Below are 19,537 nucleotides of genomic sequence, written 5' to 3'. Positions count from 1 at the left end.
AATGAAACACACTGTCAAACTCTGCGTATAGCGTGTTGCAGAGCGTCTGTTATGATCTTTGCCACTGAACGTTTCAAACCAACAGGAGTGTCGCCATGCGCGAACAGGATTACGCAGTTAATAACGGCGTGCAGGCTGAGCAGCTAGAAGTTAGCCGCGTCCTGCGCAACACCTACGGCCTACTCGCCCTGACCCTCGCCTTCAGTGGCGTGATGGCTTATGTGGCCCAGCAGATGCGGGTCGGTTATCCGAACATCTTCGTCGTGCTGATCGGTTTCTACGGGCTGTTTTTCCTCACCAACAAACTCCGTGATTCGGCCTGGGGCCTGGTGTCGGCATTTGCCCTGACCGGTTTCATGGGCTTCCTGCTCGGCCCGATCCTCAACCGTTACCTGGGCATGCAGGGCGGCGCGGAAGTGGTCAGCTCGGCCTTCGCGATGACTGCCCTGGTGTTCGGTGGCCTGTCGGCGTACGTGCTGATCAGCCGCAAGGACATGAGCTTCCTCAGCGGTTTCATCACCGCCGGTTTCTTCGTCCTGCTGGGTGCGGTGCTGGCCAGCATGTTCTTCCAGATCAGCGGCCTGCAACTGGCGATCAGCGCGGGCTTCGTGCTGTTCTCCTCGGTGAGCATCCTGTACCAGACCAGCGCCATCATCCATGGCGGCGAGCGTAACTACATCATGGCGACCATCAGCCTGTATGTATCGATCTACAACCTGTTCGTCAGCCTGTTGCAGCTGTTCGGCATCATGGGCCGCGACGACTGATCGCCAGCCTGGAACAGAAAAGCCCGCTTCGGCGGGCTTTTTGTTGTCTGCGATCCGGTCGTGCGGAGCCTTTGGAGGTTGAGGGCGCCGGGGCGGTGTGCCCGTGTTCAGTCGGTAATCATCAGGCTGCCGTCGACTTGTTGCTGATAAAGCGTATAGGGCAACAGCAGGGTGTCGAACACGCCTGACAGGGCAATGTCGATCAGCATGCCCTGGGTCGAGGCCGGGCCGGAGTAGGACGTACCACCTTCCGGGACAGCAGCGTGCAGGCTGCAGAAGTCATAGGTCACGCCGCTATAAACGCGGGGGACGCCACCACAGTAAGACTTTCGCTCCTTGAGTTTTTCGCTGGCCACCGAGTCCTCCCTGAATACGGTGTCGATGGTGCCACAGCCTGCGAGCAGCAATATCGGTAGTAACAAAGAGGCGATTTTCATGGCCAGAGTCCTTCCTGTATCGATGATGGCGAAGTCTAGAAGCTTTTCCCGGGCTGGCGCCATTCAATCAGCGCTTAAGCCATCGGCGGCAACCGTCGTTTCACCGGGCTTTTCTTGACGATGGCGGTGTTGGTTTCCGCGTAGTGGTTCAGGCGATCGAGCAGGGTGTCCAGCTGTTCCATGTCGCGCACGTGCAGCCGCGCGATAAAGCAATCGTCGCCCGTGACCTTGTCGCATTCGGTGAATTCGTGGATGGCCAGGATCTGGCGTTCGACTTCCTGGAGTTTTCCCGGCAGCGGGCGGATGCGCACGATGGCCTGCAACTGATAGCCGAAGAACCGGGGGTCGACTTCGACGGTATAGGCCTTGAGCACGCCGCGTTCCTCCAGGCGCCGCAGGCGTTCGGCGACGCTGGGCGAGGACAGCCCGCTGATCTGCGCCAGGGCCTTGAGCGAGCGGCGCGAGTCTTCCATCAGGGCGCTGATAAGCGCCTGGTCAATCTCATCGATCATGCCAACCTCGTTAGGTAAAAACCTATAAATACCTTGATAAAAAAGGTTTAGGCCAATTTTAGCCTTTTGTTACGCCTTGAGCCGGGCAGGGGCCGGTTGCCATACTTTTAGCACTTGTCGAGGAGAACGATCATGGACAAATTGTTACGTCGCGGCTCGCTGGAAATGACCGCCGCCATGCTGATTTCCGGGACCATCGGCTGGTTCGTGCTGGTGTCCGGGCAGCCGGTGCTGGATGTGGTGTTCTGGCGCTGCGTGTTCGGCGCCGCGACCCTGCTGCTGATTTGCGCCGGCTTCGGCTTCTTGCGCCCGGGCATCCTGACCCGCGGCACGTTCCTGTTGGCCGTGCTCAGCGGGGTCGCCATCGTCGGCAACTGGGTGCTGTTGTTCGCCTCCTACTCTCGTGCCTCGATCGCCATCGGCACCGCGGTCTATAACGTCCAGCCGTTCATGCTGGTGGGGCTGGCGGCGCTGTTCCTCGGCGAGAAGATCACCGCGCAGAAACTGTTCTGGCTGAGCATTTCCTTTGCCGGGATGCTGGCGATCGTCAGCGCCCATGGCGAGCAGGGGGCGGGCGGCAACGATTACCTGCTGGGGATCGCCCTGGCGCTGGGAGCGGCCCTGCTGTATGCCTTCGCCGCGCTGTTGATCAAGCGCCTGACCGGCACGCCGCCGCACCTGATCGCGCTGATCCAGGTCTGCACCGGCGTGCTGTTGCTGGCGCCCTGGGCCAACCTGTCGGCGCTGCCCGCGGCCCCCAGTGCCTGGGCCAGCCTGCTGACCTTGGGCATCGTGCACACCGGGGTGATGTACGTGCTGCTGTATGGGGCCATCCAGAAACTGCCGACGGCGCTGACCGGCGCGCTGTCGTTCATCTACCCGATCGCGGCGATCTTCGTCGACTGGTTCGCCTTCGGTCATCGCCTGGAAGCGCTGCAATGGGTCGGCGTGATCGCCATTCTGCTGGCCGCGGCCGGCATGCAGCAGGGCTGGAGCCTGGGGCTGCGGCGTCGGGTAGCGGCGCAATGAGTCTTGGGCTCAGGGGAGCGGCGGGCCCCCCGAACGATGCGCAGGACGGCCGGATTTGCCGGCGGTGGACTGCCTTGACAGGCGGGAGCGTGCCACTAAGGTTTCAATTCACGGTGAAAGACTCAACCGCAACCCTTGGCCGCTGAGCCAAAGGTTTCCAGCCCTCGTACCCGGTTCCGGGTTGCGCGTCTTGTCTGCCGTGTAGCCGTGACATCTGCCGCCCTCGATACGGGCGGCCGGATCGTTACCGAATGCCGCCCTGGCGGCGGACCCTAGGCAACCGACGACGCCCCCCCCTCAGGGCGCGGGGCGTATGGGGAGCGATCATGACGACTCGACGCAAGGTACCCGGTATTCGTGACTACGACGGCCCCGCTGGCGGCTGGGGGGCGCTCAAGGCTACCGCGACGGCGGTTCGAGAGCAGATGGATACGTTGAAGGCGCCTGTCACCCTGCTGCGGACCAACCAGCCCGACGGCTTCGATTGTCCGGGCTGCGCCTGGCCCGACAAGGAGCACAAGTCCACCTTCCAGTTCTGTGAAAACGGCGCCAAGGCGGTGACCTGGGAGGCGACCAACAAGCGGGTCACTCCGGACTTCTTCGCCCATCACCCGGTCGCATCGTTATTGCTGCGCAGCGATTACGAGCTGGAAGACCTGGGGCGCATCACCCATCCCCTGGTGTATGACCGGGCCAGCGATACCTTCCAGCCGGTCGAGTGGGAGGTGGCGTTCGCGCGGATAGGCGAGATACTCCGCGGGCTGCAACCGGAGCAGGTGGAGTTCTACACCTCCGGCCGGGCCTCCAACGAAGCGGCGTACCTGTATCAACTGTTCGTCCGGGAATACGGCAGCAACAACTTTCCCGATTGTTCCAACATGTGCCACGAACCGACCAGCGTCGGGCTGCCGCGCTCCATCGGTATCGGCAAGGGCACGGTGTCGCTGGATGACTTCGAGGCCTGCGAGCTGATCATTTCCATCGGCCACAACCCCGGCACCAATCACCCGCGCATGATGGGCACGCTGCATGAAGCCTCGCGGCGCAAGGTGCCGATCATGGTCTTCAACCCCCTGCGCGAACGCGCGCTCGAGCGCTTTGCCGATCCGCAGGACATGGTTGAAATGGCGACTTACGGCTCCACCCGGATCGCCTCGTCCTACTTCCAGGTCAAGGCCGGAGGCGACGCGGCGGCGATCAAGGGCATCATGAAGGCGCTGCTGGAGCTGGAGCAGACGGTGGGGGAAGTCCTCGACCATGATTTCATCGCCCAGCACACCCGCGGGTTCGACGCGTTGGTGGCCGATCTGCACGCCACGGCATGGCCCGATATCGAACAGGCCAGCGGCCTGCACCGGGCCGAGCTGGAAAAGGTCGCCGCCGCCTATGCGAAATCCAACGCCACCATCGTCACCTACGGCATGGGCATCACTCAGCACAACGAAGGCACGGCCAATGTCCGGCTGATCTGTGACCTGCTCATGTTGCGCGGCAACCTGGGCAAGCCTGGCGCGGGCATTTGCCCGTTGCGCGGCCATTCCAATGTGCAGGGCAACAGGACGGTGGGCATTACCGAGAAACCGTCGCAGGAGTTCCTCGACAGGCTGGAGAAGGTATTCGGCTTCAAGCCGCCAGCGGCCCACGGCCATGATGCGGTACAAGCGATGCAGGCGATGATCGCGGGCACGGCCAAGGCGCTGATCGGCCTGGGGGGCAACTTCGCCGTCGCCTTGCCCGACCCGGGCCAGTGTTTTCCGGCCATGGGCAAGCTCGACCTGAGCGTGCACATCGGCACCAAGCTCAATCGCTCCCATCTGCTGGTCGCCAGGGAGTCTTATCTGTTCCCCTGCTTAGGGCGCACTGAACTGGATGTGCAGGACGGGGTGCGTCAGTCGATCACCGTCGAGGACTCGATGTCGATGGTCCACGCATCGGCCGGCAAGCTGACCCCGGCCTCCGAGTTCCTGCGCTCGGAACCGGCGATAGTGGCCGGTATTGCCCGGGCCACGCTGCCGGACAGCAAGGTGCCCTGGCAGGCGCTGGTCGCCGACTACGACAAGATCCGCGACCTGATCGAGAAAACCGTGCCCGGCTTCGACGCGTTCAACCAGCGCATCCGTGTGCCGGGCGGGTTTCGCATGCCGTTGCCGCCGACCGAGCGCATCTGGCTCACGCCGTCAGGCAAGGCCGAGTTCTTTGTGTTTCCCGGGTTGCACGAAGACAAGGTGGTCGATGGCGCGGACGTCATGCGCCTGATCACCATTCGTAGCCATGACCAGTACAACACCACCATCTACGCCATGGACGATCGTTATCGCGGGGTATTCGGCCGCCGCGACGTGCTGTTCATCAACCAGGCGGATCTGGAGGCCCGTGGCCTGGCCCATGGCGACCTGGTGGATATCGAGACGGTCACCCAGGGCCGCCAACTGCGCTACGAGAAAATAACCGCGATCGAATACAAGATTTCCCCGGGTTCGGTCGCGGCCTATTACCCCGAGGCCAACCGGCTGGTGCCGCTGGATTACATCGATGTGGACAGCGGCACGCCGTCGTACAAATCGGTTCCGGTGCGGATTGTGCGCTCGTCGCCGAACTGACCCCGGGGATCCAGGGAAGGGGCGCGCAGGGGCGCCCCTTTTTCATGGGGCGGTTTTTGGGGCGCGAGGCTTGCAGCCGTGCGCCTGGTCAACGGCAGTGCGGGGATTATTTGCTACTCTCCGGTCTTTCCCGCTCCAGCGAGTACTCAGCCCATGGCCAACGATATTCCTGAACCGCAAGCCGTCTGCAACCCGATTACCAGCAGCGCGATCTTCATGGTCGCCACCCTGGCCCCCGGCAATGAGGCGGCCGCCAAGGTTCGGGGCTGGTGCGAAGACGTGGCGGGCCTCACGCGCTCGGTGGGCAAGCGGGTGCCTGCGGGTAACCTGTCGTGCATCTGCGGCTTTGGTTCGACGGCCTGGGACCGGCTCTTTGGCGGTCCGCGCCCGGCGGCCCTGCACGCCTTTCGCGAGTTCGGCCCGGCAGAGCGCCGGGCCGTGGCGACCCCCGGCGACCTGTTGCTGCACATTCGCGCGGACCAGATGGACCTGTGTTTCGAACTGGCGACGCAGTTGATCGCGGCGCTGGGCGATGCGGTCTCGGTGGTCGATGAGGTCCAGGGTTTCCGCTATTTCGACATGCGCAGCATCATCGGTTTTGTCGATGGCACGGAAAACCCGGTCGGGCGCAAGGCACTCGGATTCACCCTGGTCGGCGACGAAGACCCGGCCTTCAGCGGCGGCAGTTATGTGCTGGTGCAGAAGTACCTGCATGACATGAAGGCCTGGAACGAGCTGTCGGTCGAGGCGCAGGAGCGGGTTATCGGGCGCACCAAACTGTCCGATATCGAGCTCGACGATGCGGTCAAGCCGAGCTGTTCCCACAGTGCCCTGACCACCATCACCAAGGACGGCGAAGAGGTGAAGATCCTGCGCGACAACATGCCGTTCGGCCGGCCGGGGGCGGGGGAGTTCGGTACTTATTTCATCGGCTATGCCCGCTCGCCGGAACCCATCGAGCAGATGCTGGAAAACATGTTCGTCGGCCGGCCGGCGGGCAACTACGACCGCTTGCTGGATTTCAGCACGGCGGTGACCGGCGGCCTGTTCTTCGTGCCTTCGGCCGATCTGCTGGAAGCCTTCGCCGAACGCCAGCCCTGATCCGGATCACCCGCCACGCCAGCCGCCGATACCCGGCGGCGCTTCGGCACGATGCTGGCCGTCAGTACGGCACCCTCAGATCTTCCAGTGCTCGGCGCTTTTCGCCAGGCGCTGGCGCATCTCGTTGAGGTTGGCCACCAGTTGCCGGGTCAGCAGGCGGTAGCCGTCCAGGGCGGTATAGGCCGAGGTGTCGAGGGCCACGGCCGAGGCGCCATCCAGCGGTCGGCCCAGGCGCTTGGTGGCGCCGGACTGCAGGGCGCGGGCCATGCCCACCAGTTGTACGCGCACCTGCCGGTGCTCGGTTTTCAGCGCCTGGCGCAGTTGTTCGCGGGCCTGGGGATCGCTGAGGTCCGGGCGGGTGTTGCCGAGGATTTCCAGGGTGCTGAAGCACATGCGCAGGTGGCGCTGGATGGCGTCCAGTTCGGTCATGGAGATCCGCACTTCCTTGGACACCGAAGGCATCAGTGAGCGCAGTTGCAGCAGGGTGCTGTTGAGGCGCCCGAGCAGTTTCAGGTGTTCGTCGTCGGTCACCGACTGGCCGCCGATGATGCGTCCGTAAAGGGTGGCGCAGTCGCGCAGGGCGCTGGCCAGGTTGTAGCGCCAGGAATACACCGCGTACAGCGGAATGGCGAAGGAAAACGCCAGGGCCAGGGCGATGCCGATCAGGATGTCCACCGTACGCCACAGGCCATCGCTGACGTGGTTGTCGCCATGGCCGGCGACGATGAACACGGTGATCGCCGCCAGCAGCGCGGTGTAGCCGCCCTTGCCGATGGCGTGATAGGAGAAATACCCGCACACCACCGACATGCCCAGGTAAGTCAGCCAGGACATGCCGAGGTAGGCCTGCTGCACCACCAGCACCAGGCCGACGCCCGCGCCGATCAGGGTGCCGATGGCCCGCTCTGCCGCTTTCTTGCCGATATTGCCGTGGTGCTGCAGGCCGCCGATCACCACCAGCATGGTCACCGACGCCCATTCGCCGTGGGGCAGGTTGAGGCCGGTGGTCAGGGCGATGGTGGCCAGCAACCCCAGGGCCACGCGCACCGCGTGGATCAGCTTGGCGTAGCGGTAGCGCCGGTACGGGTCGAGCACCGGAAGCAGGAAGCGGCGCAGCAGCGGCGGCAGGCGAAAGGATCGCCAAGGGGTTGGCAGGCCCAGGGTCAGTTCTCCGTTTCTAGAAGATGTAATCGGTGGTCAGGAAACTCGACTCCCGGTTACGGATGATGTCGCTGATCAGCGCCTTGTTGTTCTCCTGGAACTTGGTGGCCACCAGGGTGCGGATCGAGAAGGTGCGCAGCGCGTCATGCACGGACAGCGTGCCTTCGGCGGAGTTCTTGCGCCCGTTGAACGGGTAGGTGTCCGGGCCGCGCTGGCACTGGGCGTTGAGGTTGATCCGCCCGACCTGGTTGGCGAAGGCGTCCACCAGGCGCCCGACCTGGGCCGGTTCGGTGCCGAAGATGCTCAGCTGCTGGCCGAAGTCCGATTCCAGGACGTAGTCGATCACCGTTTCCAGGTCGCGGTAAGGCACGATCGGCACCACTGGGCCGAACTGTTCTTCCTGGTACACGCGCATCTGGCTGTTCACCGGGTACAGCACCGCCGGGTAGAAGAACGAGGCCCGCGCCTCGCCGCCGCCGGGGTTGACCACCCGGGCGCCCTTGGCGAGGGCATCGGCCACCAGGCCGTGCAGGTAATCGACCTTGCCCGACTCCGGCAGCGGCGTCAGCGCCACCCCCGGCTCCCACGGCATGCCCGGCTTGAGGCTGAGCAGCTTGGCGTTGAATTTCTCGATGAAGCGCTCGACCACGCTTTCGTGGACGAAGAGGATCTTCAGCGCGGTGCAACGCTGGCCGTTGAACGACAGCGAGCCGGTGATCGCCTCGTTGACCGCGTTATCCAGGTCCACCTCCGGCAGCACGATGCCCGGGTTCTTCGCGTCCAGGCCCAGGGCGGCGCGCAGGCGGTGCGGCTTGGGGTGGAGTTTCTTCAGGTCGCTGGCGGCCTTGTTGGTGCCGATGAAGGCGAAGATATCGATCTTGCCGCTGGCCATCAGCGCGCTGACGGTCTCCCGGCCGCTGCCGTAGATCACGTTGATCACCCCGGCCGGGAAGCTGTCGCGGAAGGCTTCCAGCAGTGGGCGGATCAGCAGCACGCCGAACTTGGCCGGCTTGAACACCACGGTGTTGCCCATGATCAGCGCCGGGATCAGGGTGGTGAAGGTCTCGTTCAGCGGGTAGTTGTACGGGCCCATGCACAGCGCCACGCCCAGCGGCACGCGACGGATCTGGCCGAGGGTGTCCTGCTCCAGTTCGAAGCGGCTGGAACGACGGTCGAGTTCCTTGAGGGCGTTGATGGTGTCGACGATGTAGTCGCAGGTGCGGTCGAACTCTTTCTCGGAGTCCTTGAGGTTCTTGCCGATTTCCCACATCAGCAGCTTGACCACTGCCGCGCGCTGTTCGCGCATGCGTCCGAGGAAGGCTTCGACGTGCTGGATGCGTTCGGCCACGCGCATCGTCGGCCACGCGCCCTGGCCGCGGTCATAGGCACGCACGGCGGCGTCGAGGGCGGTCAGCGCGGTGTTGGCGTCGAGCAGCGGGGTGCTGCCCAGGATCACCTGTTCGTCGCCGCTGGCGGTGTCCAGGTACACGGGGCTGCGTACCAGGGCCAGGGGGCCGTTCCAGGTTTTCAGCTGGCCGTCGACCAGGTACTCGCGTTGCTCGACCTGGCCGTCCAGGCGGTATTGCTCGGGGATATCGGCGGCGACGGGGAACAGTGTGTTCAGAGAGGCTGTGGTCATGACTCTATTCCGTAATGGCGATGGGCAAGGCACCGGCCGTGACATGCCGGTACTGACGAGCGAGACGGGTCTCCAGAGCTTGTTTCTATCTACGGGTATACGCCCTGGTGTCTCGGGTCTTTAGCAAAACGCTGGGCCAAAAAGGCGGAAGTCGTGTAGCAGAACGGTGCTGGTGTGGTTCTTTGGGCCAAGAGTAGCTGCTTTTTCCCCTGGAAAAACAGCCCTTGTTGCAACAGGTGCTGAATCATTTCTCCTGTAGGAGCGAGCGGGGAGATGGGATCTTCTTCTGTAGGAGCGCAGCTTGCGCGCGATGAACGATGACGCGGTCGGCCAGACATTCCGCGGCGCGGCCATCGCGGGCAAGCCTCGCTCCTACAGGGGGCGGGAAAAAGCGGTGGGCCAGACATTCCGCGTCGCGGCCATCGCCGGCAAGCCGGATCGCCGCCCGCTCGCTCCTGCAGATCGGGGGATTCCCTCGGATGGCCTGGCCGCAGATGCCCCCCTCGCTGGCCCGCAATGCCCTCGGGCCGTGGCGGTGCCTGCCTTAGTGTTGGCTCTGGTCGATCCCGACCTTTATCCGAGAGAACCACCATGCCGGCAATCCCTGCCTCGCTGCTGTCCTTTTCCGTCGCCAGGCTGCATCGCGGGGGGCGCGTCGCGCTGTGGCTGGCCCTGGGCGGGCTGCTGGCGGCCTGCGGCGACCCGCCTGCGCCGCCCCCGACCGCCGCGGTGCAGCAGATGCCCGGCGACCCGGCGCTGGCACGGATCTACGACAGCAGTTGCAAGCTCTGCCACGCCAACCCGGCCTCCGGCGCGCCGCTGACCGGCGATGTCGCGGCCTGGCAGCCGCGCATCGCCCTGGGCGCCGACACGCTGCTGGACCACAGCATCAACGGTTACCAGGGCATGCCGCCGATGGGCCTGTGCATGCAGTGTTCCGAGGAGCAGTTCCTCGCGCTGATCCGTTTCATGTCCGCACAAGACTTCCAATAACCCGGCACAGGGACCCTGGCATGACCATGCACCTCACACGACGTCAGTGGCTGCAACGCAGCGCTGTGGTCGGCGCCTTCTGCGCCTTGACCGGCAACCCGCTGCTGGCCGAGCTGGCGCGCGCGCCGCGGCTGATTCCCTGGCGCAACTGGTCGGGCGCGCAAAGCTGCCTGCCCCTGGCCAGGCTGGCGCCCAAGGACCTGGACGAGCTGGTGCAGGTGGTGCGCCAGGCCCCGGGCAAGATCCGCCCGGTGGGGTCGGGGCACTCCTTCAGCGCCCTGGTGCCCACCGACGGCACGCTGCTGTCGCTGAGTTTTTTCAGCGGCCTGCTCGATCACGATGCCGCGACCCTGCAGGCCGAGTTCGCCGCGGGCACGCCGATGTCGCGCATGGGCGCGCCGCTCAAGGCCATCGGCCAGGCGCTGCCGAACATGGCCGATATCGACTACCAGACCCTGGCCGGGGCCATCGCCACTTCGACCCACGGCACCGGGGTCGGCTTCCCGTCCTATTCGGCCCAGGTGCGGGGCCTGCAACTGGTGACCGCCAGCGGCGAGGTGCTGGACTGCGACAGCAACCGTCACGCCGAGGTGTTCAACGCCGCGCGGGTGTCCCTCGGGGCCCTGGGCGTGGCCACCCGGGTGCGGTTGCAGAACCGCCCGGCCTACCGCCTGCGGGAAAGGCAGTGGATTGCCAAGACCGAGGAACTGCTCGAGGACGTGGCGAAGAACACCCGCGAGAACCAGCACTGGGAGATGCTCGTGGTCACCCATTCCGACTACGCGTTGTCGATTGCCCTGAATGAAACCGCAGACCCGGCGACCCCGCCCACGGACCCGGCGCAGGAGGGCGGCAACGAGTTCGTCAGCCTGATCGAGAACCTCGACAAGTACGTCAGCGACTTCCCCGAGACCCGCCGCGTGCTGCTCAACAACCTGCGGCACTTCGCCGATTTCCAGGACCGGGTCGGCGACTCCTACGAGATCTACGCCAACGTGCGCAATGTGCGGTTCAACGAAATGGAGTACTCGGTGCCGGCCGAACACGGCCCGGCGTGCCTGCGGGAAATCCTCAAGCTGATCCGCGACAAGGACCTGCGCACCTGGTTTCCCATCGAGTACCGCTATGTCCGCGCCGACGATATTCCGTTGAGCATGTTCGAGGGCCGCGACAGCTGTTCGATCTCGGTGCACCAGCACTACGGCATGGACCACCACAACTTCTTCGCCGCCGTCGAACCGATTTTCTGGAAGTACGCCGGCCGCCCGCACTGGGGCAAATTGCACGGCCTCAATGCCCGGCAATTGCAGGCGCTGTACCCGCGCTGGCGTGAATTCACCCAGGTGCGCGAGGCGCTGGACCCCACCGGCAAATTTCTCAATGCCCACCTGTCGTCCATCCTGGGCGTGGCCTGAAGGGAGCAAGACATGAATCGACGCAACTTCCTGCTCGGCACCGCGGGTGTCGGCGTGGCGCTGGCCGGCGTGGGCGCCTGGCTGCGGCCTGCCGACCGGGGTGCGCCCTACAGCGACTATTTCCGTGCCCTGAATGAGGAACTCAAGACCCACGGCCCGATGCGCCCGGTCATGCTGGTCGACCTCGACCGCCTGGACCACAACATCGACGTGGTGCTGCAGTCGGTCCGGCGTGGCGCCAAGCAACTGCGGCTGGTGGAAAAATCGCTGCCGTCGCCGGGATTGCTGGAATACATCGGCCAGCGTGCCGGCACCCAGCGCCTGATGTCGTTCCACCAGCCGTTCCTCAATCACGACGCGCAGCGCTTTCCCCAGGCCGACATCCTGCTGGGCAAGCCGCTGCCCGTGCGTTCCGCGCAGCTGTTCTACCAGGAACACAAGGGGCCGTTCGATCCGGCCCGGCAGCTGCAATGGCTGATCGACAGCCCCGAGCGCCTGCAGCACTACCTGGCCCTGGCCCGGGGGCTGGGCACGCGGATGCGGATCAATATCGAGCTGGATGTCGGCCTGCATCGGGGCGGGGTGAAGGACAGCCTCGAACTGGGGCCGCTGCTGACCCTGATCGCCGCCAACCCCCAGCACCTGGAGTTCGCCGGGTTCATGGGTTACGACCCCTTCGTCGGCATGGGCGTGCCGGGTATCCTCGGTTCGCCGCAGGAGCTGTTCGCCCAGGTCATGCAGCGCTACCAGCGCGCGGTGGACTTCACCCGGCAGCAGCACCCGGCGTTCTGGCACCCGGCGTTGACCCTCAACACCGCCGGCAGTCCCAGCTACCGCCTGCACGAACAGGAGTCCCTGAGCAGCGAGGTCTCGGTGGGCACGGCGATGCTCAAGCCGACCCATTACGACTTGCCGTCCCTCAGCGAACATGTGCCTGCGGCCTATATCGCCACGCCGGTGCTGAAAAGCACCGGCCCGGTGCGCATCCCGGCGCTGGACGACAAGTCCCGGCTATTCGCCTGGTGGGACCCGAACCAGCGCGAGACGTTTTTCATCTACGGCGGCAACTGGCAGGCCGAATTCGAATCGCCCGCGGGCCTGCAAAGCAACGGGCTGTTCGGCCGCAGCTCCAACCAGGAAATGGTCAACGGCTCGCCCGCCGTGGGCCTGGCACCGGACGACCAGGTGTTCCTGCGGCCGATGCAGAGCGAGGCGGTGTTGCTGCAATTCGGCGACCTGCTGGCGCTGCGCGGCGGAAGGATCGTCGAGCGCTGGCCGGTGTACAGCTAGGTTTTTGCGCTTCCGCTGAAGGCCTCGTCGCGGGCAAGTCGGATCGCCGCCCGCTCGCTCCTACCAGACTCGCGCGGACCCTGTAGGAGCGCAGCTTGCGCGCGATGAAGGTAACGCGGTGGCTCAGGCATTGCGCGTCGAGGCCATCGCGGGCAAGCCTCGCTCCTACAGGTACAGGAATCGCGCGGCCCCTGTAGGAGCGCAGCTTGCGCGCGATGAAGGTAACGCGATGGATCAGGCATTGCGCGTCGAGGCCATCGCGGGCAAGCCTCGCTCCTACACGAGCGGGCGGCGATCCGACTTGCGCGCGATGAACGATAACGCGGTGGGCCAGACCTGCCGCGTCACAGGCTGAACGGAATCGTCAGCTTGGCCCACAGCATCTCGCCCTCGGGGCGGTTCTCCACGTCGAACTCCTTGGCCCAGCGGATCTCCGCGCTGGCGTACTTGAGGAAGGTCAGGTACAGCGCCGGGCCGATGGCGAACACCTGGCCGCGCACGCCGTCGTCCACGTCCTCGCCGAGAAACTGCACGGTGCGGCCGTACTGTTTGTCGTCGGTGGTCTGCTTCAGGTAATAGCCGTTGACCCCCAGGCTGAGGTTGTCGGTCACCTTGTAGCTGGCCGAATAGTCGAAATGGAAAATCTGCCCGGACTTGTAGTCGGTGGCGTGGTTTTCCTCGTTGAAGCTGTAGGTGGTCTTGAGCGACAGCTCGGTTTTCGGGTTGGGCATCCAGGTCACCGAGACCAGCGGCTTGTAGGTGTAGAAGTTGTTGCTGGTATTGGCCAGGCGCGCGGCGTCGTATTTGCCGGTGGGAATGGTGATCTCCACGGCGGCGCCCAGGGTCAGGTTCTGGCCCAGGTCCCAGAGGATGATCGGCGCGACGGTGGTGTCGCCCATGCTTTCGCGCTGGTCCTTGAGGCCGAAGACCCCCACCTGCTGGCGCAGATAAGGCTGCGCCACATAGCCGCCCAGGGAACTGATGTTCAGCTTCCGCGCCTCGTAGTGGTTGTAATAGAGGTTGAAGGCGAACATGTGGTCCGGCAGGCCGTTGACGTCCAGCGGCAGGATGTAGAAGCCGTCGGTGCCGGGGCCGATGTTGTCGACCCCGGATTCGCTGGCCGGGGCCAGGGCGGGCAGGGCGGCGAGACAGGCCAGGCCGGCGGCGAGGCGCCGGGAGGTACGCGTGCGGGTCGAATTCATGTTCGGGCTCTTATTATTGTCAGTGGGCGCACAGGCGACCGGTGTGCGGGCGCCCCATAGGAATAAGCCTTCGCCGCCCGGCCAGGCAGGGTATTGGCGGCCACCGAGGGGGACTTTCGCGGCCAGCCTGCAATGACTTGTTACATCCTTGCGTGAGCCGGCGCGGAAAACGCTATGCTCAGCGAGCGCTCGCCTCGCCCTGGCGGTATCTGGAGCGGGGCGCATAACCAGAATAAGAATTGCAGCCGACCCGGCTCGGAACCCGATGCCATGCAGACCAAAGCCGTCGATCCCCAGTACCAGCTGGCGCTGGTTTCGCCTTTCCTGTTGCAGACCCTGGCCGAAGTCGCCGCCAGCCACGGCGTCGACCCGCACAGCCTGTGCCGCGGCCTGGGCTTTACCTTCGAAGACCTGCAGGACCCCGCGCAACGCATCTCCTATCGCCAGGCCGTGGCGATGATCCAGCGCGCGCTCAAGGCCTTGCCCGGGCAGGGCCTGGGCCTGTGGGTCGGGCACCGGAACGTGCTCGGCACCCTGGGCCTGCTGGGGCATGTGCTGTCGCTGTGCAAGACCCTGCGCGACGCCTTCGACATCGGCATCCGCCACCAGCACACCTCGGGCGGTATCGTCAGTTGCACGGTCCGCCAGCAGGGCGACGAGTTTTTCGTCGAAGCCGAATGCCGGTTGCCCTACGGCGACGTGCAGATCTTCGCCATCGAGGAGTTCTTCGCCAGCCTGCCGGTGTATGGCCGCGCCCTGGTCGGCGCGGACTTCAAGCCGCTGCGGGTCGAAGTCATGCACGCCGCGCCGGCCTACCGCGAGCACTACCTGAGCCTGCTGGGGCCCGACGTGCGTTTCGGCTGCCTGCACAATCGCATGGTGATCGCCGGCCACTGGCTGGACACGCGCCTGCCCAACCACCATGCCGTGGCCCTGCGCCAGGCGCTCAAGCTGCTGGAGCTGGAAAGCGCCCAGGTGCACCGCAAGCTCGACCTGATCGAGGCGGTGGAACGGGCGATTTCCCGCGACCTGGCCCAGGGCAGCCATATCGAGCAGGTGGCCCGCGACCTGAACATGAGCGGACGCACCCTGCGCCGGCGCCTGAGCGAGCACGACCTGACCTTCGACACGCTGCTGGAACAGGTACGCCGGGCCCGCACCCTGAACCTGCTGGCCAACCCGCAACTGTCCATCGAGCGCATCACCGAGGCGGTCGGCTACAGCGATGTGCGCAGTTTCCGTCGGGCGTTCAAGCGCTGGACCGGGCTGAGCCCCAGCGCCTATCGGGAGGAGGGCGGCCCGCTGTAGGGGGCGGCGCGGGTCCGTGGCCGGGGGGGGGCGCGCCTTTTATCCGGCGCGCCGGCGTGTCTAAACCCCCACAAACGGTAATGCGCCGGGTAAACTTCGCGCTTTCTTCGAGGAGTCGTCATGAGTTACTACCAGCCGGGCATTCTTGCCACCCCCGTTCCGAGCCAGGCTCGCCATCTGTTTTTTGCCCTCGAGGCCATCGAGGCGTTGCCGGCGGCGATCGATCGCTTGTTGGCGCTGGTGGACGGGAAATCGGCGGTAGTGGGCCTGGGCGCGTCGCTGGTCAAGGCGCTGGGCGCCCGCGTGCAGGGGCTCAAGGCGTTTCCGGCGCTGACCGGGGTCGGCGTCGACAACCCGTCGACCCAGCATGCGCTGTGGATCTGGCTGCATGGCGAAGACCGCGGCGAGCTGCTGCATCGCAGCGATGCCCTGGAGGCCGCCTTGGCCCCGGCGCTGCGCCTGGTGCAGATGAACGAAGCCTTCCGCCACAAGACCGGCCACGACCTCACCGGTTACGAGGACGGCACCGAAAACCCCCACGATGACGAAGCACTGGCCGCGGCCCTGGCCCAGGGCGCCGATGGCCTGCGCGGCGGCAGCTTCGCCGCGATCCAGCAGTGGCAGCACGACTTCAAGGGCTTTGCCGCGATGCACCAGGAGGAGCGCGACAACATCATCGGCCGCCGCCTGAGCGACAACGAAGAGCTCGAAGAGGCGCCGGAGTCGGCCCACGTCAAGCGCACCGCCCAGGAAAGCTTCAGCCCCGAAGCCTTCATGGTGCGTCGCTCGATGCCGTGGATCGAAGGCGACAAGGGCGGCCTGATGTTCCTCGCCTTCGGCCACAGCCTGCACGCCTTCGAAGTCCAGCTGCGGCGCATGAGCGGCCTGGAGGACGGCATCGTCGACGGCCTGTACCGCATGAGCCGGCCGATCACCGGCGGCTACTACTGGTGCCCGCCGCTGGTGGACGGCCGCCTCGACCTACGTGCCCTGCAAGCCACTGCCTGATCGACCTCGGCGCCGGTAAACCGCGCTCCTGCGGGAGCGCGGTTTACCGGCGCACGACGCACCATGACGCACCATGACGCGCCGGCCGCCGCGGCGCAGGCGGCGCGTCTTCTAACCTTATGCCCAAACAGTATTTCTCAAGCGCGCCAGGCGCTCTCTAAGATCACGTCATAACTCGTTATGACAAGTGATCCCCATGACCGACACCGCCAAGCCCCCGTTACCCCTGGCCAGCGTGCCGCTGCACACCCAGCTGCGCGATCTGCTGCGCGCGCGGATCCTCGACGGCGAATACCCCCAGGACAGCCAGATGCCGTCGGAAAGCGAGCTGGGCGCGCTGTTCCAGGTCAGCCGCATCACCGTGCGCCAGGCCCTGGGCGACCTGCAGAAGGAAGGGCTGATCTTCAAGATCCACGGCAAGGGCACCTTCGTCGCCAAGCCGAAAACCTTCCAGAACGTCAGCACCCTGCAAGGCCTGGCCGAGTCCATGACCGGGCGCGGCTATGAGGTGATCAACCGCCTGCGCAGCTTCAAGTTCATCAAGGCCGACAAACTGGTAGCCGAGCGGCTGCAGGTCGCGGAGGGCGAGACCGTGGCGCAGATCAAGCGGGTGCGCCTGATCAACCGCGAGCCGATTTCCCTGGAGATCACCTACCTGCCCAAGGCCCTGGGCGAGCGGCTGGAGAAGGCCGACCTGGTGACCCGCGACATCTTCCTGATCCTGGAGAACGACTGCGGCCTGGCGCTCGGCCATGCCGACCTGGCCATCGACGCGGTGCTGGCCGACAGCGACCTGACCCAGGCACTGAACGTCGAGGCCGGCTCGCCGATCATGCGCATCGAGCGCCTGACCCACACCGCCGACGGCCAGCCGGTGGACTTCGAACACCTCTACTACCGTGGCGACGCTTTCCAGTACCGCCTGCGGATCGACCGGCAAAAAGGGGCGCGGGCATGAGCCACGGCGACAGCGGCAGAAAGACCCTGGAACAGGAATACGACATCGTGGTGATCGGCGGCGGGACCGCCGGCCCCATGGCGGCGATCAAGGCCAAGGAGCGCAACCGCGAGCTGCGGGTGCTGCTGGTGGACAAGGCCAACGTCAAGCGCAGCGGCGCCATCAGCATGGGCATGGACGGGCTGAACAACGCCATCGTGCCCGGGCATTCCACCCCCGAGCAGTACACCAAGGAAATCACCATCGCCAACGACGGCATCGTCAACCAGGCGGCGGTGTATGCCTATGCCCGCCACAGCTTCGAGACCATCGAGCAGCTGGACCGCTGGGGGGTGAAGTTCGAGAAGGACGAAACCGGCGACTACGCGGTGAAGAAGGTCCACCACATGGGTGCCTATGTGCTGCCGATGCCCGAAGGGCACGACATCAAGAAGGTGCTGTACCGCCAGCTCAAGCGCGCGCGGGTGAGCATCACCAATCGCCTGGTGTGCACCCGCCTGCTGACGGACGCGCAAGGGGCGGTCAACGGGGTGATGGGCTTCGATTGCCGCACGGCCGATTTCCATGTGATCCGGGCCAAGGCGGTGATCCTCGCCTGCGGCGCCGCCGGGCGCCTGGGCCTGCCGGCCTCCGGCTACCTGATGGGCACCTACGAGAACCCGACCAATGCCGGCGACGGCTACTCGATGGCCTATCACGCCGGGGCCGAGCTTGCGAACCTCGAATGTTTCCAGATCAACCCGCTGATCAAGGACTACAACGGGCCGGCCTGCGCCTATGTCACCGGCCCCCTGGGTGGCTACACCGCCAACAACAAGGGCGAACGCTTCATCGAGTGCGACTACTGGAGCGGACAGATGATGTGGGAGTTCCACCAGGAGCTGGAAAGCGGCAACGGCCCGGTGTTCCTCAAGCTCGACCACCTGGCCGAGGAAACCATCCAGGACATCGAGCAGATCCTGCACAGCAACGAGCGCCCCAGCCGCGGCCAGTTCCACGCCAACCGCGGCACCGACTACCGCAGCCAGATGGTCGAGATGCACATCTCCGAGATCGGTTTTTGCAGCGGCCATTCGGCGTCCGGGGTGTGGGTCAACGAGCGCGCCGAGACCTCGGTCCGGGGCCTGTACGCGGCGGGTGACATGGCCGCGGTGCCGCACAACTACATGCTCGGCGCCTTTACCTACGGCTGGTTCGCCGGCAGCAACGCCGCGGATTTCGTCGCCGGCCGCGAGTTTTCCGCGCTGGATGCCGGGCAGGTCGAGCGCGAGCAGGCCCGGGTCTACGCGCCGCTGGATCGCGAACACGGCCTGCCACCGGCCCAGGTCGAATACAAGCTGCGGCGCCTGGTCAACGACTACCTGCAACCGCCGAAGGTGACCCGCAAGATGCAGATCGGCCTGCAACGCTTCGACGATATCCAGCGCGACCTGGACCTGCTCAAGGCGCACAACGCCCACGAGCTGATGCGCGCGATGGAGGTCGGGATGATCCGCGACTGCGCCGAAATGGCCGCCCGCGCCTCGCTGTTCCGCGCCGAAAGCCGCTGGGGCCTGTACCACCACCGGGTCGATCACCCGCAGCGCAACGACCGCGACTGGTTCTGCCATTGCCACCTGAAGAAAGGCGAGGACGGGCGCATGACCAGCTTCAAGCAGCCGGTGGAGCCCTACATCATCCCGCTGGACGCCGAGGAAATGCAGGCCTACGACCGGCTGCGGGTGGGTGCCGACGCCGCCTGAGACACCGTGAACATCTGACCGAGCCCCAGGCTCCAGGGAACCCGTGAAATGGCCTATCAGCCCCAGGAAATCTTCTTCCGCTCCAACGCGCCGGTCACGGTCGACGAGGACAAATGCATCGCCCACAAAGGCTGCACCGTGTGCGTGGAGGTCTGCCCCATGGACCTCCTGGCGATCAACCCGGCGACCCAGAAGGCCTACATGGCGTTCGACGAATGCTGGTACTGCATGCCTTGTGAAAAGGACTGCCCGACCGGCGCGGTGAAAGTCGAGATTCCTTACCTGCTGCGTTGAACCGCAGCGCCAGAAAACGCTATCCGGCAACACCGGACGCCTGCTTCGCCGACCCCTCGTTTCCCACCGCGCCCTGATCGC

17 protein-coding genes are annotated in these 19,537 nt (G+C 65.3%); 12 read left to right on the top strand and 5 right to left on the bottom strand.

The window, feature by feature from the left end:
• The first annotated feature begins 95 nt into the window (after positions 1-95).
• The gene (locus TO66_RS19590; RefSeq protein WP_044463823.1) at positions 96-767 is read left to right on the top strand and encodes a Bax inhibitor-1/YccA family protein; all 672 of its coding nucleotides are present in this window, start codon (positions 96-98) and stop codon (positions 765-767) included.
• A gap of 107 nt (positions 768-874) precedes the next feature.
• Here TO66_RS19590 and TO66_RS19585 read toward each other — a convergent pair whose 3' ends face one another.
• Together TO66_RS19585 and TO66_RS19580 are read right to left on the bottom strand one after the other, a co-directional pair.
• Positions 875-1,204, bottom strand: coding sequence for a YceK/YidQ family lipoprotein (locus TO66_RS19585; RefSeq protein WP_044463822.1), 330 nt, complete (start codon positions 1,202-1,204; stop codon positions 875-877).
• A 74-nt stretch (positions 1,205-1,278) separates the two neighbouring features.
• Positions 1,279-1,716 (bottom strand): Lrp/AsnC family transcriptional regulator, encoded by a 438-nt coding sequence (locus TO66_RS19580; RefSeq protein WP_044463821.1) that lies wholly within the window; start codon positions 1,714-1,716, stop codon positions 1,279-1,281.
• Positions 1,717-1,848: 132 nt separating this feature from the next.
• Between TO66_RS19580 and TO66_RS19575 the strand changes: the two genes are divergently transcribed.
• The 3 genes from TO66_RS19575 to TO66_RS19565 all read left to right on the top strand — a co-directional run bounded on the left by TO66_RS19575 (position 1,849) and on the right by TO66_RS19565 (position 6,446).
• Entirely contained in the window at positions 1,849-2,745 is an 897-nt protein-coding gene (locus TO66_RS19575; protein ID WP_044463820.1) for a DMT family transporter, read from the top strand.
• A gap of 326 nt (positions 2,746-3,071) precedes the next feature.
• Positions 3,072-5,345: an FdhF/YdeP family oxidoreductase gene (locus TO66_RS19570; RefSeq protein WP_044463819.1), complete on the top strand. Its 2,274-nt coding sequence runs from the start codon at positions 3,072-3,074 to the stop codon at positions 5,343-5,345.
• A 153-nt stretch (positions 5,346-5,498) separates the two neighbouring features.
• Positions 5,499-6,446 (top strand): Dyp-type peroxidase, encoded by a 948-nt coding sequence (locus TO66_RS19565; RefSeq protein ID WP_044463818.1) that lies wholly within the window; start codon positions 5,499-5,501, stop codon positions 6,444-6,446.
• 75 nt (positions 6,447-6,521) lie between these two features.
• On the opposite strand, the gene TO66_RS19560 is transcribed toward TO66_RS19565, so the two are convergent.
• Complete coding sequence (locus TO66_RS19560) at positions 6,522-7,562, bottom strand: FUSC family protein (RefSeq protein WP_044463817.1); 1,041 nt, start codon at positions 7,560-7,562, stop codon at positions 6,522-6,524.
• A gap of 61 nt (positions 7,563-7,623) precedes the next feature.
• Positions 7,624-9,246, bottom strand: coding sequence for an NADP-dependent glyceraldehyde-3-phosphate dehydrogenase (locus TO66_RS19555; protein WP_044463816.1), 1,623 nt, complete (start codon positions 9,244-9,246; stop codon positions 7,624-7,626).
• A 591-nt stretch (positions 9,247-9,837) separates the two neighbouring features.
• On the opposite strand from TO66_RS19555, the gene TO66_RS19550 reads away from it, so the two are divergent.
• The 3 genes from TO66_RS19550 to TO66_RS19540 all read left to right on the top strand — a co-directional run bounded on the left by TO66_RS19550 (position 9,838) and on the right by TO66_RS19540 (position 12,944).
• Positions 9,838-10,239 (top strand): cytochrome c5 family protein, encoded by a 402-nt coding sequence (locus tag TO66_RS19550; protein WP_044463815.1) that lies wholly within the window; start codon positions 9,838-9,840, stop codon positions 10,237-10,239.
• Between the two features lie 86 nt (positions 10,240-10,325).
• Positions 10,326-11,654, top strand: a complete 1,329-nt coding sequence (locus TO66_RS19545) for a D-arabinono-1,4-lactone oxidase (RefSeq protein ID WP_156162128.1) — start codon at positions 10,326-10,328, stop codon at positions 11,652-11,654.
• Positions 11,655-11,735: 81 nt separating this feature from the next.
• Positions 11,736-12,944 carry a DSD1 family PLP-dependent enzyme gene (locus TO66_RS19540; protein ID WP_177330443.1) on the top strand — a complete coding sequence of 403 codons (1,209 nt, stop codon included), beginning with the start codon at positions 11,736-11,738 and terminating at the stop codon, positions 12,942-12,944.
• Positions 12,945-13,288: 344 nt separating this feature from the next.
• Here TO66_RS19540 and TO66_RS19530 read toward each other — a convergent pair whose 3' ends face one another.
• On the bottom strand, positions 13,289-14,146 hold the full coding sequence (locus TO66_RS19530; RefSeq protein WP_044463811.1) for a transporter: 858 nt from the start codon (positions 14,144-14,146) through the stop codon (positions 13,289-13,291).
• 270 nt (positions 14,147-14,416) lie between these two features.
• Between TO66_RS19530 and TO66_RS19525 the strand changes: the two genes are divergently transcribed.
• The 5 genes from TO66_RS19525 (at position 14,417) to TO66_RS19505 (ending at position 19,456) form a co-directional block, all read left to right on the top strand.
• Positions 14,417-15,454: an AraC family transcriptional regulator gene (locus TO66_RS19525; RefSeq protein ID WP_044463810.1), complete on the top strand. Its 1,038-nt coding sequence runs from the start codon at positions 14,417-14,419 to the stop codon at positions 15,452-15,454.
• A gap of 120 nt (positions 15,455-15,574) precedes the next feature.
• On the top strand, positions 15,575-16,462 hold the full coding sequence (locus TO66_RS19520; RefSeq protein ID WP_044463809.1) for a Dyp-type peroxidase: 888 nt from the start codon (positions 15,575-15,577) through the stop codon (positions 16,460-16,462).
• A gap of 196 nt (positions 16,463-16,658) precedes the next feature.
• Positions 16,659-17,420 carry a GntR family transcriptional regulator gene (locus tag TO66_RS19515; RefSeq protein ID WP_044463808.1) on the top strand — a complete coding sequence of 254 codons (762 nt, stop codon included), beginning with the start codon at positions 16,659-16,661 and terminating at the stop codon, positions 17,418-17,420.
• Positions 17,417-19,162: a fumarate reductase/succinate dehydrogenase flavoprotein subunit gene (locus TO66_RS19510; protein ID WP_044463807.1), complete on the top strand. Its 1,746-nt coding sequence runs from the start codon at positions 17,417-17,419 to the stop codon at positions 19,160-19,162. The genes TO66_RS19515 and TO66_RS19510 overlap by 4 nt, the downstream gene beginning before the upstream one ends.
• A gap of 48 nt (positions 19,163-19,210) precedes the next feature.
• Entirely contained in the window at positions 19,211-19,456 is a 246-nt protein-coding gene (locus TO66_RS19505; RefSeq protein ID WP_044463806.1) for a ferredoxin family protein, read from the top strand.
• The last annotated feature ends 81 nt before the right edge of the window (positions 19,457-19,537 follow it).

The organism is Pseudomonas sp. MRSN 12121, assembly GCF_000931465.1.
In the GTDB taxonomy this organism is placed as follows: Bacteria; Pseudomonadota; Gammaproteobacteria; order Pseudomonadales; family Pseudomonadaceae; genus Aquipseudomonas.
Note: the sequence above shows the minus strand (reverse complement) of the source record. Positions and strands in the feature narration are given on the sequence as shown.

Coding starts and splice junctions, on each gene's coding strand:
- TO66_RS19590 (WP_044463823.1), top strand. CDS start 96: ATGCGCGAACAGGATTACGCAGTTAATAACGGCGTGCAGGCTGAGCAG.
- TO66_RS19585 (WP_044463822.1), bottom strand. CDS start 1,204: ATGAAAATCGCCTCTTTGTTACTACCGATATTGCTGCTCGCAGGCTGT.
- TO66_RS19580 (WP_044463821.1), bottom strand. CDS start 1,716: ATGATCGATGAGATTGACCAGGCGCTTATCAGCGCCCTGATGGAAGAC.
- TO66_RS19575 (WP_044463820.1), top strand. CDS start 1,849: ATGGACAAATTGTTACGTCGCGGCTCGCTGGAAATGACCGCCGCCATG.
- TO66_RS19570 (WP_044463819.1), top strand. CDS start 3,072: ATGACGACTCGACGCAAGGTACCCGGTATTCGTGACTACGACGGCCCC.
- TO66_RS19565 (WP_044463818.1), top strand. CDS start 5,499: ATGGCCAACGATATTCCTGAACCGCAAGCCGTCTGCAACCCGATTACC.
- TO66_RS19555 (WP_044463816.1), bottom strand. CDS start 9,246: ATGACCACAGCCTCTCTGAACACACTGTTCCCCGTCGCCGCCGATATC.
- TO66_RS19550 (WP_044463815.1), top strand. CDS start 9,838: ATGCCGGCAATCCCTGCCTCGCTGCTGTCCTTTTCCGTCGCCAGGCTG.
- TO66_RS19530 (WP_044463811.1), bottom strand. CDS start 14,146: ATGAATTCGACCCGCACGCGTACCTCCCGGCGCCTCGCCGCCGGCCTG.
- TO66_RS19525 (WP_044463810.1), top strand. CDS start 14,417: ATGCAGACCAAAGCCGTCGATCCCCAGTACCAGCTGGCGCTGGTTTCG.
- TO66_RS19520 (WP_044463809.1), top strand. CDS start 15,575: ATGAGTTACTACCAGCCGGGCATTCTTGCCACCCCCGTTCCGAGCCAG.
- TO66_RS19515 (WP_044463808.1), top strand. CDS start 16,659: ATGACCGACACCGCCAAGCCCCCGTTACCCCTGGCCAGCGTGCCGCTG.
- TO66_RS19510 (WP_044463807.1), top strand. CDS start 17,417: ATGAGCCACGGCGACAGCGGCAGAAAGACCCTGGAACAGGAATACGAC.
- TO66_RS19505 (WP_044463806.1), top strand. CDS start 19,211: ATGGCCTATCAGCCCCAGGAAATCTTCTTCCGCTCCAACGCGCCGGTC.